Here is a 13,264-nt window from a genome sequence, read left to right on the forward strand (position 1 = left end):
CAAGTCTGTATCTGATTTTCTTGTCTGATTTTAAAATTGATCCAAAACTTCAGTGATTTGATGATAAATAAGCTCCAATTCTTCAGCAGTAATACAATATGGCGGAACCAGATACATTACATTTCCCAAAGGACGCAGGATAATTCCCCTTTTCAGAAATTCTTTATACAATATTTTACCCATATTGTTAAAATAGGAAGTCTGTTGGCTGCTGATGATTTCCCATGCCAGGATTGTTCCTGTCTGCCGTACTTTCTCAACCTTTGGATGTTGTTCCAATGTTTTTACAAACCCGGAATGTTTTTCAGTTATAACAGCAATACGCTGCAATGTTTCTGGTTTCAATAGAAGTTCCATGCTGGCAATAGCCGCTGTACAGGCTAGCGGATTGGCAGTAAAAGAATGTCCGTGAAACAATGTTTTGTATTGATCTTCTGATAAAAAAGCATCAAAAATCTTCTGTGAACAGGTGGTAATACCCATTGGCATCGTACCGCCTGTCAGACCTTTGGAAAAGCACATAATATCGGGCTGTTCAGAAAGATGGTTTGCAGCAAATAATTTTCCAGTTCTTCCGAAACCGGTGAATACCTCATCCTGAATCATCAGAATTTTCTGTTCTCTGCAGAATTTCATTAATTCCGCAAGATCTTCTGCTTTATGCATTAACATTCCTGCAGCACCTTGGACAAGTGGTTCGTAAATGAAACAGGCAATTTCATCTGAAATATTTTTGATGAACGCTTTTAAACTGTCGAGGTTTTGCGAGGTCGGAGCATCTATAAAAACGACTTCAAAAAGCATTTCACCGAAAGGCTTTGTCCAGGCACTTCTTCCGCTGACTGACATCGCTCCGAAAGTATCTCCATGGTAAGCATTATTCAGAGCCAGAATCTTTGTTTTTTTATGATTTTGATTATGAGCATATTGAATACACATTTTTAAAGCTACTTCAACCGCCGTAGAACCGTTATCGGAATAAAAAACTTTCTTTTGGTGTTCAGGGAGAAGTTCCAGTAAATTTTCTGACAGCTGTATGGCAGGTTCATGGGTGAAACCCGCAAAAATAACCTGTTCCAAAGTATTCAGCTGTTCCGAAACTCTTTGTGCAATATATGGATGTGCATGCCCGTGAAGGGTAACCCACCACGAAGAAACCGCATCGATATATTTATTTCCTTTTTCATCAAAAAGATAAATTCCCTCTCCTTTTACAATCGGAATGATATCATTGGCTGTCTTCATCTGTGTATAAGGATGCCAGTTGACGGCATTATCGCGTTCAGATAAATTCATAAATAATATTTAAAATTAACCATTTATATTTCACGTTCTAACACATTGTTTTTTCTTTTGCCATGGGTTTTAATCCTAATGTTTTCAAAAGCTGCAAATCTTCTGAAACTCCCGGATTCGGGGTTACCAAAAGAGTTTCTCTTTCTCCGGTAAAAATGGAATTCGCTCCTGCCATAAAGCACCAACCCTGTTCAAAATCAGTCATTTCAATTCTTCCTGCACTAAGGCGAACCATAGAAGAAGGCATGATAATTCTTGCTGTGGCAATCATCCTTACCATTTCCCAGGTATCGGTTTTTTCGTTATTTTCAAGAGGAGTTCCCTTCACTCTTGCCAGTGCGTTGATGGGAACTGATTCCGGATGCTTTGGCATTGTTGCTAAGGTTAAAAGCATGGAAATCCTGTCGCCATGTGTTTCTCCCAGTCCGATAATTCCACCTGAACATACCGTAATACCAGCCTTTCTCACATTATTGATTGTATTAATTCTGTTGTCAAAAGTTCTGGTTGAGATAATTTCTTCATAATATTGTTCTGATGTGTCCAGATTATGATTGTAAGCATACAGGCCTGCTTCCTGGAGGCGGACCGCCTGTTCTTCTGTAAGCATTCCCAAAGTACAGCAGACTTCCATTCCGAGTTCATTAACACCTTTCACCATGTCAATAACACGGTCAAAATCACGATTGTTGCGTACTTCTCTCCATGCCGCCGCCATACAGAACCTTGAAGAGCCTCCTTCTTTTGCCTTTTTGGCGTGTTCAATAACGGTTTCTGTCGGTAATAAGGCCTGTATTTTAATATTGGTATGATACCTTGCAGCCTGTCCGCAATAAGAACAGTCTTCAGGGCATCCGCCGGTTTTTATGGAAAGTAAAGTAGACATCTGAACTTCTTCAGGATTATGCCATTCGCGATGTACAGTAGCGGCTTTGTAGATAAGCTCGAGAAGCGGGAGATTATAAATTTGTTCTATTTCTTCCCTGGTCCAGTCATTTCTTAAAATTGTGTGTTCTTTCATAATATTTCTAATTGTTTTGCAGCAGTTTCTATATTTTCAATTGTTATTTCTTCTAAATGAGGAATTTTGATGATGGTTGTTTCCGGCTGAATATTTTTAAGAATAATCCTTTCGGTATCCACGGGAAAATTTCCGTTTAGAATAATATATTTTAGCTTAATCTTTCTTTGTTCTAAAGCCATGATCGATAATAAAGTGTGATTAATGCATCCCAGATAATTTTTTACTACCAGCACAGTGGGGATATTCAGCTTTTGAATCAGATCAATGATAAAATGTTTGTCATTTAATGGAACCATGAGACCGCCTGCTCCTTCGACGATTAAATTATTGCTTGTTTCAGGAAGCTTAAAACTGTTCAGATCAATGGTAATTTCTTCTTCTTTTGCCGACTGATGAGGTGATGAAGCCAGTTTGAGGCGATATTTTTCAGGATGGCAAACGGTATTTTTTCCTGTCCACTCTTTTACTTTTATACTGTCGGAAAAATCAAGATCACCGGATTGTACGGGTTTCCAATATTCTGCATTAAAATATTTTGTTACAATTGCAGAACAGACGGTCTTTCCTACTTCCGTGCCGATTCCGGTGATGAATAATAATTGCTGTTCTGAATTTTCGTTTTTTGGAAGTACTGTTTTATGATCCATAATTTCTTCAGGTAAATTCATTAATAAGTTCTGTAAGCTTTACGATTTCTTCTTCTGTATTAAAGCTATGGAGGCAGATTCTAAGTCTTTCAGCACCTTCTTTTACAGTGGGACTGAAAATGGGATAGGTTAAAAACCCGTTATCGCATAAAGTTTGTGATAATAGTTTTAATTGATTGTTATCAGGTATTATAACGGACTGGATCGGACTGTTTTCATCGGAAGGACTCTTCACATTCCATTTCCGGAAAGTGCTGATGTTTTTTTGCAGCTGAACGGATGCTGCTTTATTTTCATTTAAAAATTCATATCCTTTAGAAATGCTTATCCATAAAAAATCATGAGCAGCCGTCGTGTAAATAAATGGCGAGGCAAAATTGATGAGGTATGATTTTATTATGTCGTTCGTTAATACTGCGGCTCCGTGTGTTCCCAATGCTTTTCCGTACGTCACTACGGTAGCAAGGACTTTTTCATGAATACTTAAACGGTGAACAAGGCCATATCCAAAAACTCCGAAAGCATGAGCTTCATCCACAATAAGTCCAGCCTGATACTTCTTTGCAAGTTCTGCAATCTCCTGAAGGGGGCAAAAATCTCCGTCCATCGAATACAAACTTTCAACAGCAATATAAATATTACCCTGTTGTCTTTTCAGAATATCTTCAAGATGTCCGCAGTCGTTATGCCTGAATTTTATTTTTTTAGCATTTGACATTTTACAGCCATCATGTACTGAACGGTGAATTTTTTCATCCACAATAATAGTATCATGACGGTTTGGAAGTGAAGCAAACAAAGCAAGATTGGCATTGTATCCCGAAGAAAACAGAAGCGCAGCCTCATATTGATGTTCTTTAGCAATAAATTCTTCCGTTTCCGTAACAACATTAGTATTCCCGCTGATCAGTCTTGAACCGGTACTACCTTTTAGCAAATCAGGGTTTTTCTGAACCGTTTTTAAAAGTAGATTCCGGAAATTTTTATTTTTTGCAAATCCCAGATAATCATTGGAATAAAAATCCACACCCTCATTTCTAGCTCGTAATGTTCTTAAGATTCCTGTTTGTTTTCTTTTTTCTAAAGCTTCCTCCAACGGTAAAAAGTGATTAAGCATGTTCTGTTTTCAAAACTTCCTGTGAAATGCTGTTGATCCACTGTTGGTATAGATCATTTTCTATTGTTAAAATATGTTCTGCATGAATTTTCCACTGCTCGCAAAAATGATCCAGCTGAATGATCATTTCTTCCAGATGGCCTTCTTCTTCAAGAATGATAGATTTAACCATAATCTTTGAGCTGTATTTCGTAAGGATTTCCTGATAAACCGGATATAGTTCATCAGCACGAACTTCAATTGCATACGTTACAAAAAGATAGGCGGCATATTTTAAATGTTCTTTTGTTAAAGTAAAATGCTGTTGCAGATATTTACAAGTTTTAACATCTAAATGATGAAGATAATGTCTGGTAGAAGCAGATGCAAGTAAATATTCTTTTTTGTAATTTTCACAAAATGATGAAGTAATTTTAGGGATCTGTTTTTTTAGATAATACGCATGGCGGTGTTCTTCTGCGGCATGTTTCAGCTGAATAAGATTTACTTCAGAAGGATGTTCGCTGGCAGAAATTTTTCTGGCTCCCGCATTTTCCATATACGATAAGGTGTTGAGCCATTTAGCATGGTATTCATCATTATTAACAATTCTTTCAAGAAGATTATAAAGCGTCATTTTATGGTTTTGCTTCAAAAGTAGTATATTGCCGGATGGTTATATGGTACCAGTTTTAAGATAATGAGTAGTCCGGTTTTAATTCCTTATCAAAGTTTTATAGCAATAAACAGATCATCTGATGTTTCTGTTTATATTCAGATTTCCAATCAGCTGATCAATGCTATTCAGCGGGGATTTCTTCCATACGGAACCAAGCTTCCCGGAACAAGAACGCTCAGTAATCTTCTGGAGGTCCACCGAAATACAATTATTTCCGTTTATGATGAGCTGCTTGCTCAGGGCTGGATAGAAAGCTTCCCCAATAAAGGGACATTTGTGATAGGAAAAGAACAGAATAGTTCGACAATACAACCTGTCAGACAAAATCAACTTGAAAATTATCCTAAACAAACCGGATTCTCTTTTAAAACTTCTAATATTCTGGATAATCCTTTTGAACATTCTGAATGCGACTATATTTTTAATGATGGAATTCCTGATATCCGACTTACGCAGGTAGATCAGTATTCCGGGATTTACAGTTCTATTTTAAAGAGAAAAGCACACAAGATCGGACAATACAATTCTGATGGAAGTGAATTTTTTAAACAACATCTTTCGCAATATTTAAATTTATCAAGAGGATTGGCAATCTCAAAAAATAATCTCCTTATTACAAGAAGCACCGAAATGAGCATGTATATTGTTTCCGAGATACTATTGTCTCAGGGAGATACGGTTTTGGTGGGGGAATTGAGCTACTTCTCTGTCAATATGATCTTTCAACGGACCGGCGTTAATATCCGGACAGTTTCTATTGATGAAGAGGGGATCAATGTGGAAGAAGTCCGGAAGATTTGTGAAAAACAAAAAATCAGGATGTTGTATCTCACGCCTCATCACCATTATCCTACTACGGTTACATTGAGTGCCAAACGAAGGCTTGAGCTTTTAAATCTTTCTCAGGAGTACGGTTTTATAATCCTGGAAGATGATTATGATTATGATTTTCATTATGATAAAAGTCCTATTCTTCCGTTGGCAAGCGCAGATACAGCAGGAATGGTTGTTTACATTGGCTCATTCGGGAAGCTTTTGGCTCCGGGATTTCGTACAGGTTTTATTGTAGCTCCGGAAAATGTGATGACCGAAATGAGAAAATATCTTGGTATCATCGATAGGCAGGGCGATATTTTAATGGAACATGTTCTTGGGGAAATGATTGCCGAAGGAGAAATTAACCGTTATCTCAAAAAGTCCCTGAAAATCTATAAAGAACGGAGGGATCATTTTGCTGCTTTGCTTAAACATCATCTGGATGAATATATTGATTTTAAAATACCTTCCGGCGGACTGGCTTTCTGGGCAGAATGGAAAAACCCGCTAAATCTCATGCTGCTATCAAAAAAATGTGCCCAAAATAATCTGTTTATTCCTAAAACCCTGCTTTATCAGAACCGCAATCTCACGGCAATGCGTCTCGGTTTCGGAAATTTCAGTACTAATGAGATGGAAAAAGCGGTTGAAATTCTTTCAGTGAATACAAAAAGTATGTTAATAGAAGATAAAAGTAAGTACATCTGATTTTGGTTGGATTTTTGAATATAGGTTTCTAAATCTTTACACCATTGAAATTAATTACATTTACAAACAAAGGGATTTATTGTCCGCAGGGTAAATTCTATATTGATCCGTGGAGACCTGTTGATCTTGCGGTAATCACACACGGACATGCAGACCACGCAAGATGGGGAATGAAAAAATACCTTTGTCATCACTTCACAAAGCCGATTTTATATAAAAGGATCAGTGAAGATATAGAATGCCAGAGTGTAGAATATGGTGAAGTGATCAATATCAATGGCGTAAAAGTTTCTCTTCATCCTGCCGGTCATATCATCGGTTCCGCACAGATCAGACTGGAATATAAAGGATACGTAAGTGTAGTTTCCGGAGATTATAAAGTTCAGGATGACGGATTGAGTACTCCGTTTGAATTGGTACGGTGTAATGAATTTGTTACCGAAAGTACTTTCGGACTTCCCATTTATAATTGGCTGGAGATAGATGATCTGAATAAAAAACTTCAAAGCTGGGTTCTCAGGAATAAAGAAAATCAGAAAACCTCCGTATTTATCGGTTATTCTTTGGGGAAAGCCCAGCGAATTATGAAAGCGGTTGAAGGACTGGGAAAAATACACGTTCATTATTCCATAGGAAAATTGAATGAAGCTTTTGAAACCGTAGGAATTGATCTTCCTGATTATGAAATTCCGGATTTCAGGGAAAGTGTAAAGCATCTTCAGGATGAAATTGTCATTGTACCGCCTGCTTTATTGGATTCGAATGTCATTAAAAAAATTCCGAATGCGGCAACAGCAATCTGTTCAGGATGGATGCAGGTGCGCGGAGCCAGAAGATGGCGAAGTGCGGATGCAGGTTTTGCAATGAGTGATCACGCCGACTGGAAAGGACTTTTGCAGGCTATAAAAGCTACCGAAGCTGAACTTGTACACGTGACACACGGGCAAACCGAAGTCTTTTCCAAATATCTGAATGAAATCGGAATTAAATCGGATGTCGTAGAAACATTATACGGAGATGATGATGAGGAAGAAAAAGAAAAAGAAGTCATAGAAAATTAAACCTTCAAGGTTTGTTACAATAAATAAAAAATGAAACATTTCGCAGAGCTTATTAACGCCTTGGAAAGCACCAATAAAACCAATGCAAAAATCGATGCCATCATTGATTATCTGGAACGTGCGCCTGATGAAGATAAAGTTTGGTTTATAGCCCTGTTTACCGGTAAAAGACCAAAGCGGAATGTCAACACAAATTATATGAAAGAATGGGCACTGGAAATTACCAGGCTGCCATTCTGGCTTTTTCAGGAAAGTTACTCTTCTGTGGGAGATCTGGGGGAAACAATTTCATTGATTTTGCCTCCGCCGGAGGAAAAAATAGACCGCTCGTTATCCGATTGGATGAATGAAATTATTAATCTGAAAAATAAAACCGATCAGGAAAAAAAACAATTTGTTCTCAACTCATGGAACGGACTTGACTATACAGAACGTCTGATCTTTAATAAATTATTAGGCGGAAGCTTCCGGATTGGAGTTTCCGATAAAACACTCATTAATGCTTTAACGAAATTTTCCCACCAGGAATCAAGCACGTTAATGCACAGCCTTATGGGAAAATGGCAGCCTGATGAAGTTTCCTTTCGCGAGTTGATTTCCGCAGAAAATATCAATCCCGATAATTCCAAGCCTTATCCTTTCTGTCTTGCCTATCCGTTAGAGAAAGATCTGGAAGAATTGGGAAAACCTGATGAATGGCTTATTGAATACAAATGGGACGGAATCCGCGGACAGATCATTCGCAGAAATGATGAAGTGTTTATCTGGTCCAGAGGTGAAGAACTGGTTACCGATCAATTTCCTGAAATAAGAGAAGTAGTTCAGAACATGAAAGGTGATTTTGTTATAGATGGAGAAATACTTGCAGTGAAAGACGATAAAGTATTAAATTTTAATGAGTTGCAGAAAAGACTAAATAGAAAAACTTTAACTAAAAAAATGCTTTCCGAAGTCCCGATTCAGGTATTTGCATACGATCTTCTGGAACTTGAAAATAATGATTTACGGGAAAAACCGATCTCTGCAAGAAGAGCTATGCTGGAAGAATTATTGCTGAATGAAAATCCGGAGCATATTAAAATTTCAGAAGTTATAGAATTCGAAAACTGGGATGAACTAAACAATATCCGGGAAAATTCCAGAGACATCAACAGTGAGGGTTTAATGCTGAAACAGAAAAATTCACTATATCATTCCGGCAGAAAAAAAGGCGACTGGTGGAAATGGAAAATCAGCCCGCTGACAATTGATGCAGTTTTGATTTATGCCCAGAAAGGAAGCGGAAGAAGAAGCGCGTATTACACCGATTATACGTTTGCCGTAAAAAATGAAGAAAAGCTGGTAACCATTGCAAAAGCCTATTCAGGTCTTACGGATAAGGAAATTATGGAAGTCAGCAAGTTTGTCAATAAAAATGCCATTGAGAAATTCGGACCGGTAAGAACAGTAAAACCTGAACTTGTTTTTGAAATTGCTTTTGAAGGAATCGGGTTCAGCAATCGACATAAAAGTGGTGTGGCTTTAAGATTTCCAAGGATTCTGAGATGGCGTAAAGATAAAAAGGTTGATGAAATTGACGACCTTGAGGAAATTAAGAAACTGATACAGTAATTGTGTTTTTTATTCTTTCATTCTGTTTTTTAAGTCCATATCGGTGCCCAGAATTCTTTCAATCTCAATTGTTTCTGTATTTAAAATTCTGTAAAAAATAATATGCTTATTGGCTGTAAAACCGTAAATATCAGATTTGATTTCTGTATAATTTTTTCCGATGTATGGATTTTCGCATAATAGTTGAAAATAGTTGATCAATTCTTCATAATATAAATCAGCTTGCTTTTCAGACCAGAATTCATACGTGTATTCATATATTTTTGTAATATCTTCTACAGCTTTATGAGTTAGAAAATAGTTACCCATTTTTTTTCAGATTGAATTTCATTAATTCTAAATGTTTCTCAGCATTAAAATCATGAGCAATCCCGCTGCTTATACCTTCTTCAATCGCATTTTTAAGCATCTGTATTTTATTTTCCTCCTGTTCCAAAAGCCTTAATCCCGCTCTTATTACTTCACTGGCATTCTTAAATCTGCCTTCGGAAACTTTAGAATCAACAAAATCTTCAAAATAATCTCCTAGAGAGACTGATGTATTTCTTCCCATTTTTTTATTTTAATTGAATAAAGTTACCAATTTTTGGTAATTAAACAAATTTTAAGATAAATATTTTTCATTAAATTGATGGAATAATTATTGGAATATATTTATAATTACTATTAAAACTTTTGCCATAATAAATAACAGTTAATTGACAACATTCGAAAATACCAACGGCTTCAACGTTATTCAGCAATGGATGGCTGATAAAAACATTTCCCCTTTCAGGTTTCAGATTGAAACCTGGAAAAAATTCGGGAATGGTTACAGCGGAATGGTTGTCGCGCCAACAGGTTTCGGAAAAACCTATTCGGTCTTTTTAGCATTAATTTCAGACTTTCTCAATCGGCCCGAAAAATACGGAAAAGGCCTGAAAATGATCTGGATCACGCCTCTTCGCTCACTTTCTAAAGATATTGCTAAAGCGATGCAGGAAGCTATTGAGGAAATCGGATTAGATTGGGCAGTGGGTGTCAGAAACGGAGATACAGATCCGAAAATTCGTCAGCAGCAGGTTAAAAACATGCCTGAAATTCTGGTTGCAACACCCGAAAGCCTTCATTTGCTTCTCGGACAAAAGAAACATCAGCGGTTTTTTCAGGATTTACAGACCATCGTGATTGATGAATGGCATGAACTCCTCGGTTCCAAGCGCGGCGTAATGGTTGAGATCGGAATATCACAGCTGAGAAAATATGTTCCGAAACTTAAAATCTGGGGAATTACAGCTACCATCGGTAATCTGGATGAAGCCATGGAAGTTCTGATTCCTTATAATATCAAAAAAGCAAAAATTACAGCGAAGGAGAAAAAGAAAATCGATATTCTCTCCGTATTTCCGGATGAAGTGGAAATTCTTCCGTGGGCTGGACATCTCGGGCATAAACTTGCAGATAAGGTGGTTCCGATTATCCTGAATTCCAATTCAACGATTGTTTTTACCAATACCAGAAGCCAGAGCGAAATGTGGTATCAGCTTTTGCTGGATGCTTATCCGGATTTTGCGGGACAGATTGCCATTCATCACAGTTCGATTGATGCTCATCTCAGAATCTGGATTGAAGAAAACCTCAGCAACGGAAAACTGAAAGCGGTGGTATCTACCTCATCTTTAGATTTAGGAATCGATTTTAAACCGGTAGATACGGTTATTCAGATTGGTTCTGCAAAAGGAGTTGCAAGATTTCTGCAGCGGGCCGGACGAAGTGGCCACTCCCCTTTCGAAACTTCCAAAATCTATTGCGTTCCGACCCATTCCTTAGAACTAATTGAGGTTTCGGCATTGAAAGAAGCTGTAAAAAATAACGTAATTGAGCCTCGTGATCCTCAGGTTCTGTGTTTTGATGTATTGGTACAATTCCTGATGACGCTGGCGATTGGTGACGGATTTTATCCACAGGATATATATCCGCAGATCAAAGAAACTTTTGCATTTCAGCAAATGACGGATGAGGAATGGAAAAATATTCTCGATTTTTTAACCATCGGCGGAAAGGCACTGAAAAGCTATGAAGAATTTCATAAAGTAGTTATTGATGAAACAGGTTTGTATAAAGTAACTTCACGAAGAATTTCCATGCTTCACCGGATGAATATGGGCGTCATTGTAAGTGATGCTATGCTGAAAGTAAAATTTATTTCCGGCGGCTATATCGGTATGGTGGAAGAATATTTTATCTCAAGATTAAAAAAAGAAGATAAATTCATTCTTGCCGGGCGCGTTTTGGAAGTTGCTATGATTAAAGACATGACGGTTTTCGTACGGGCTTCCAAAGGAAAGGCTTTTGCACCGAGCTATCTGGGCGGAAGGCTGCCTTTAAGTTCCAATCTCGGACAGTTTTTAAGAGAAAAGCTTTCAGGAGCTCTTAATCCTAAATCTTCTGAAAAAGAATTAAAGTTTCTACATCCTCTTCTGGCTAACCAGGAAGAACGTTCTCACATTCCGGAAGAGAATGAATTTTTGGTAGAGTTAATTAAAAACCGTGAAGGTTATCATTTGTTTATGTATCCTTTTGAAGGAAGGCTTGTTCATGAAGTAATGGCTGCACTCATTGCGTACCGTATTTCAAAACTGGCGCCGATTTCATTTTCCATGGCGATGAATGATTATGGTTTTGAATTATTCAGTGATAAACAAATTCCGTTGAATGAAGATAATTTAGAACAAATTCTGACTCGTGATAATTTGATGACCGACGTTATTTCAAGCATCAATGCTGCAGAAATGGCTAGACGTAAATTTCGGGATATTGCGGTAATTTCGGGAATGGTGATTCAGAATTTCCCGGGACAGCAGCGTTCGAATAAATCGTTACAAAGTTCCGCAGGTCTCATTTTTAAAGTGCTTGAAGATTACGATCCTGACCATTTCCTTGTAAGACAGGCCTACACGGAAGTCTTCAACATGCAGCTTCAGGAACAGAGGCTTGTAGAAGCATTTAAAAGAATTGAAAAATCAAAAGTTATCCTGAAATTTGCCAATTCTTTTACCCCGCTGAGTTTCCCGATAAAAGTAGACAGTCTCCGTCAGACGCTTTCCAGTGAAGATTTAGATTCCAGAATCAAAAGGTTGGTAGATCAGGCAAAAAAAATCAGGTAATTATCCTATTCTTTTGCCGAGAATGACCAATGTTCTTTCTACATTATCCAATACGGCAACATTAGGAAATGTTCCCCAGTCTTCAAAACCGAAATGTCTGAAAAGCTTCAGACTCGGTTCGTTATGAAGAAAAATCAACCCCAGCAAGGTTTTTACCCCGAATTTTCCGGCATTATCAATACAATATTGCAGAACTTTTTTACCGAATCCTTTTCCGCGACAGTTTTCATCCATATAAATGCTGACCTCCACCGTTCCGTTATAAGCCGGTCTTCCGTAAAATGAAGAAAAACTTACCCAACCTAAAATATTTTTTGCTATATCTTCAACCATCCAGAGCGGCCGGGTTTGAGGATTATGATCGTGAAACCACTGTATTCTGCTTTCCACAGAAATGTTTTCGGTATCGGCGGTCACCATTCGGGAAGGAATGGTAGAATTGTAGATTTCTACAATTTTCGGTAAATCTTCAAGAGTAGCATTTCTAAAGGTTAATTCTTCCATAGGACGGCAGCATTTATCTGCAAATATACATGAAGATTTTTCTTTTTATATGATTATTCTTCGGCGTCTGGATCTTTCAGTTCTTTAAGGCTTCGGTTTAAGCTTCTGACGCTGATTCCCAGATAAGCAGCCATATCTTCTTTTGAAATTTCCATTTCTTTAGATTTTAATTCCAGAAACTGATTGAGTGTATGTTCCGTCGTATGAAGCTGCTGATACGATGCCCTGCTTGAAGTATTAACGATACGCTCCGCAAAAACATCCAGTAGAAAGTTATTAAGCCCCAAATCATTTTTAAGCAGATCTTTAAAATACGGGATCGACATTGCATACACGGTAACTTCCGTTATCGCTTCAATGGAGCAAAGACAAGGAACATTTTTAATAACTTCAATTTCCCCGATAATTTCTCCTTTACCCAAAAATTCAACAATATACTCTTTGTCATTTTCTTCTATAAAATAGCACTTGGTAATGCCGCTTCTGATAAGCATTATTTTTGTGGAAGTTTCATTCTGCGTAAGTAATCTTTCTCCTTTGGCGTAAGATTTTATAATAATATTTTCCTTTTCCGGCTGCTTCTGATAAAGCGTTTCCAGATAATCTAAAAATGGTTGATTCGTTCTCAGCATGATAATCCGGGACAAATGTCCTTTTTTGGTTGATATTTATTTCT

General features: G+C 37.5%; 13 protein-coding genes. 4 read left to right on the forward strand and 9 right to left on the reverse strand.

Going from position 1 to position 13,264, the window contains the following annotated elements:
- Positions 1-30: 30 nt before the first annotated feature.
- From bioA to ODE14_RS04055, 5 genes are read right to left on the reverse strand one after another with little or no spacing between them, the layout of a single operon-like run.
- Positions 31-1,296 (reverse strand): adenosylmethionine--8-amino-7-oxononanoate transaminase, encoded by a 1,266-nt coding sequence (gene bioA, locus ODE14_RS04035; protein ID WP_263603058.1) that lies wholly within the window; start codon positions 1,294-1,296, stop codon positions 31-33.
- Between the two features lie 37 nt (positions 1,297-1,333).
- Positions 1,334-2,317 carry a biotin synthase BioB gene (bioB, locus tag ODE14_RS04040; protein ID WP_263603059.1) on the reverse strand — a complete coding sequence of 328 codons (984 nt, stop codon included), beginning with the start codon at positions 2,315-2,317 and terminating at the stop codon, positions 1,334-1,336.
- Positions 2,314-2,967 carry a dethiobiotin synthase gene (bioD, locus tag ODE14_RS04045; protein WP_263603819.1) on the reverse strand — a complete coding sequence of 218 codons (654 nt, stop codon included), beginning with the start codon at positions 2,965-2,967 and terminating at the stop codon, positions 2,314-2,316. The genes bioB and bioD overlap by 4 nt, the downstream gene beginning before the upstream one ends.
- Positions 2,968-2,974: 7 nt before the next feature.
- Positions 2,975-4,084: an aminotransferase class I/II-fold pyridoxal phosphate-dependent enzyme gene (locus ODE14_RS04050; RefSeq protein WP_263603060.1), complete on the reverse strand. Its 1,110-nt coding sequence runs from the start codon at positions 4,082-4,084 to the stop codon at positions 2,975-2,977.
- Positions 4,077-4,700, reverse strand: coding sequence for a hypothetical protein (locus ODE14_RS04055; protein WP_263603820.1), 624 nt, complete (start codon positions 4,698-4,700; stop codon positions 4,077-4,079). The genes ODE14_RS04050 and ODE14_RS04055 overlap by 8 nt, the downstream gene beginning before the upstream one ends.
- A 63-nt stretch (positions 4,701-4,763) precedes the next feature.
- Between ODE14_RS04055 and ODE14_RS04060 the strand changes: the two genes are divergently transcribed.
- The 3 genes from ODE14_RS04060 to ODE14_RS04070 are packed head-to-tail and all read left to right on the forward strand — an operon-like array spanning position 4,764 to position 8,938.
- Positions 4,764-6,266: a PLP-dependent aminotransferase family protein gene (locus ODE14_RS04060; protein ID WP_263603061.1), complete on the forward strand. Its 1,503-nt coding sequence runs from the start codon at positions 4,764-4,766 to the stop codon at positions 6,264-6,266.
- A 44-nt stretch (positions 6,267-6,310) separates the two neighbouring features.
- Positions 6,311-7,327 (forward strand): ligase-associated DNA damage response exonuclease, encoded by a 1,017-nt coding sequence (locus ODE14_RS04065; protein WP_263603062.1) that lies wholly within the window; start codon positions 6,311-6,313, stop codon positions 7,325-7,327.
- A gap of 30 nt (positions 7,328-7,357) precedes the next feature.
- A complete protein-coding gene (locus ODE14_RS04070) occupies positions 7,358-8,938 on the forward strand; it encodes an ATP-dependent DNA ligase (RefSeq protein ID WP_263603063.1) in 1,581 nt (526 codons plus the stop codon).
- A gap of 9 nt (positions 8,939-8,947) precedes the next feature.
- Here the strand turns inward: ODE14_RS04070 and ODE14_RS04075 are convergent, their stop codons facing one another.
- A complete protein-coding gene (locus ODE14_RS04075) occupies positions 8,948-9,247 on the reverse strand; it encodes a type II toxin-antitoxin system RelE/ParE family toxin (protein ID WP_263603064.1) in 300 nt (99 codons plus the stop codon).
- Positions 9,240-9,491 (reverse strand): type II toxin-antitoxin system ParD family antitoxin, encoded by a 252-nt coding sequence (locus tag ODE14_RS04080; RefSeq protein WP_263603065.1) that lies wholly within the window; start codon positions 9,489-9,491, stop codon positions 9,240-9,242. The genes ODE14_RS04075 and ODE14_RS04080 overlap by 8 nt, the downstream gene beginning before the upstream one ends.
- A gap of 145 nt (positions 9,492-9,636) precedes the next feature.
- Here ODE14_RS04080 and ODE14_RS04085 point away from each other — a divergent pair, with 145 nt between their 5' ends.
- Entirely contained in the window at positions 9,637-12,084 is a 2,448-nt protein-coding gene (locus ODE14_RS04085) for a ligase-associated DNA damage response DEXH box helicase (protein ID WP_263603066.1), read from the forward strand.
- On the opposite strand, the gene ODE14_RS04090 is transcribed toward ODE14_RS04085, so the two are convergent.
- Positions 12,085-12,588 (reverse strand): GNAT family N-acetyltransferase, encoded by a 504-nt coding sequence (locus ODE14_RS04090; protein ID WP_263603067.1) that lies wholly within the window; start codon positions 12,586-12,588, stop codon positions 12,085-12,087. It lies immediately after the preceding gene.
- A 53-nt stretch (positions 12,589-12,641) separates the two neighbouring features.
- Positions 12,642-13,220 (reverse strand): Crp/Fnr family transcriptional regulator, encoded by a 579-nt coding sequence (locus tag ODE14_RS04095; protein ID WP_263603821.1) that lies wholly within the window; start codon positions 13,218-13,220, stop codon positions 12,642-12,644.
- Between the last annotated feature and the right edge of the window lie 44 nt (positions 13,221-13,264).

The organism is Chryseobacterium sp. PET-29 (genome assembly GCF_025736815.1).
Classification (GTDB): domain Bacteria; phylum Bacteroidota; class Bacteroidia; order Flavobacteriales; family Weeksellaceae; genus Chryseobacterium; species Chryseobacterium nepalense.

What these genes read in the sequence shown, in the direction of transcription:
- bioA (WP_263603058.1), bottom strand. Translation starts at nt 1,296, where the DNA reads ATGAATTTATCTGAACGCGATAATGCCGTCAACTGGCATCCTTATACA.
- ODE14_RS04050 (WP_263603060.1), bottom strand. Translation starts at nt 4,084, where the DNA reads ATGCTTAATCACTTTTTACCGTTGGAGGAAGCTTTAGAAAAAAGAAAA.
- ODE14_RS04075 (WP_263603064.1), bottom strand. Translation starts at nt 9,247, where the DNA reads ATGGGTAACTATTTTCTAACTCATAAAGCTGTAGAAGATATTACAAAA.
- ODE14_RS04095 (WP_263603821.1), bottom strand. Translation starts at nt 13,220, where the DNA reads ATGCTGAGAACGAATCAACCATTTTTAGATTATCTGGAAACGCTTTAT.
- ODE14_RS04070 (WP_263603063.1), top strand. Translation starts at nt 7,358, where the DNA reads ATGAAACATTTCGCAGAGCTTATTAACGCCTTGGAAAGCACCAATAAA.
- ODE14_RS04090 (WP_263603067.1), bottom strand. Translation starts at nt 12,588, where the DNA reads ATGGAAGAATTAACCTTTAGAAATGCTACTCTTGAAGATTTACCGAAA.
- bioB (WP_263603059.1), bottom strand. Translation starts at nt 2,317, where the DNA reads ATGAAAGAACACACAATTTTAAGAAATGACTGGACCAGGGAAGAAATA.
- ODE14_RS04080 (WP_263603065.1), bottom strand. Translation starts at nt 9,491, where the DNA reads ATGGGAAGAAATACATCAGTCTCTCTAGGAGATTATTTTGAAGATTTT.
- bioD (WP_263603819.1), bottom strand. Translation starts at nt 2,967, where the DNA reads ATGGATCATAAAACAGTACTTCCAAAAAACGAAAATTCAGAACAGCAA.
- ODE14_RS04060 (WP_263603061.1), top strand. Translation starts at nt 4,764, where the DNA reads ATGAGTAGTCCGGTTTTAATTCCTTATCAAAGTTTTATAGCAATAAAC.
- ODE14_RS04055 (WP_263603820.1), bottom strand. Translation starts at nt 4,700, where the DNA reads ATGACGCTTTATAATCTTCTTGAAAGAATTGTTAATAATGATGAATAC.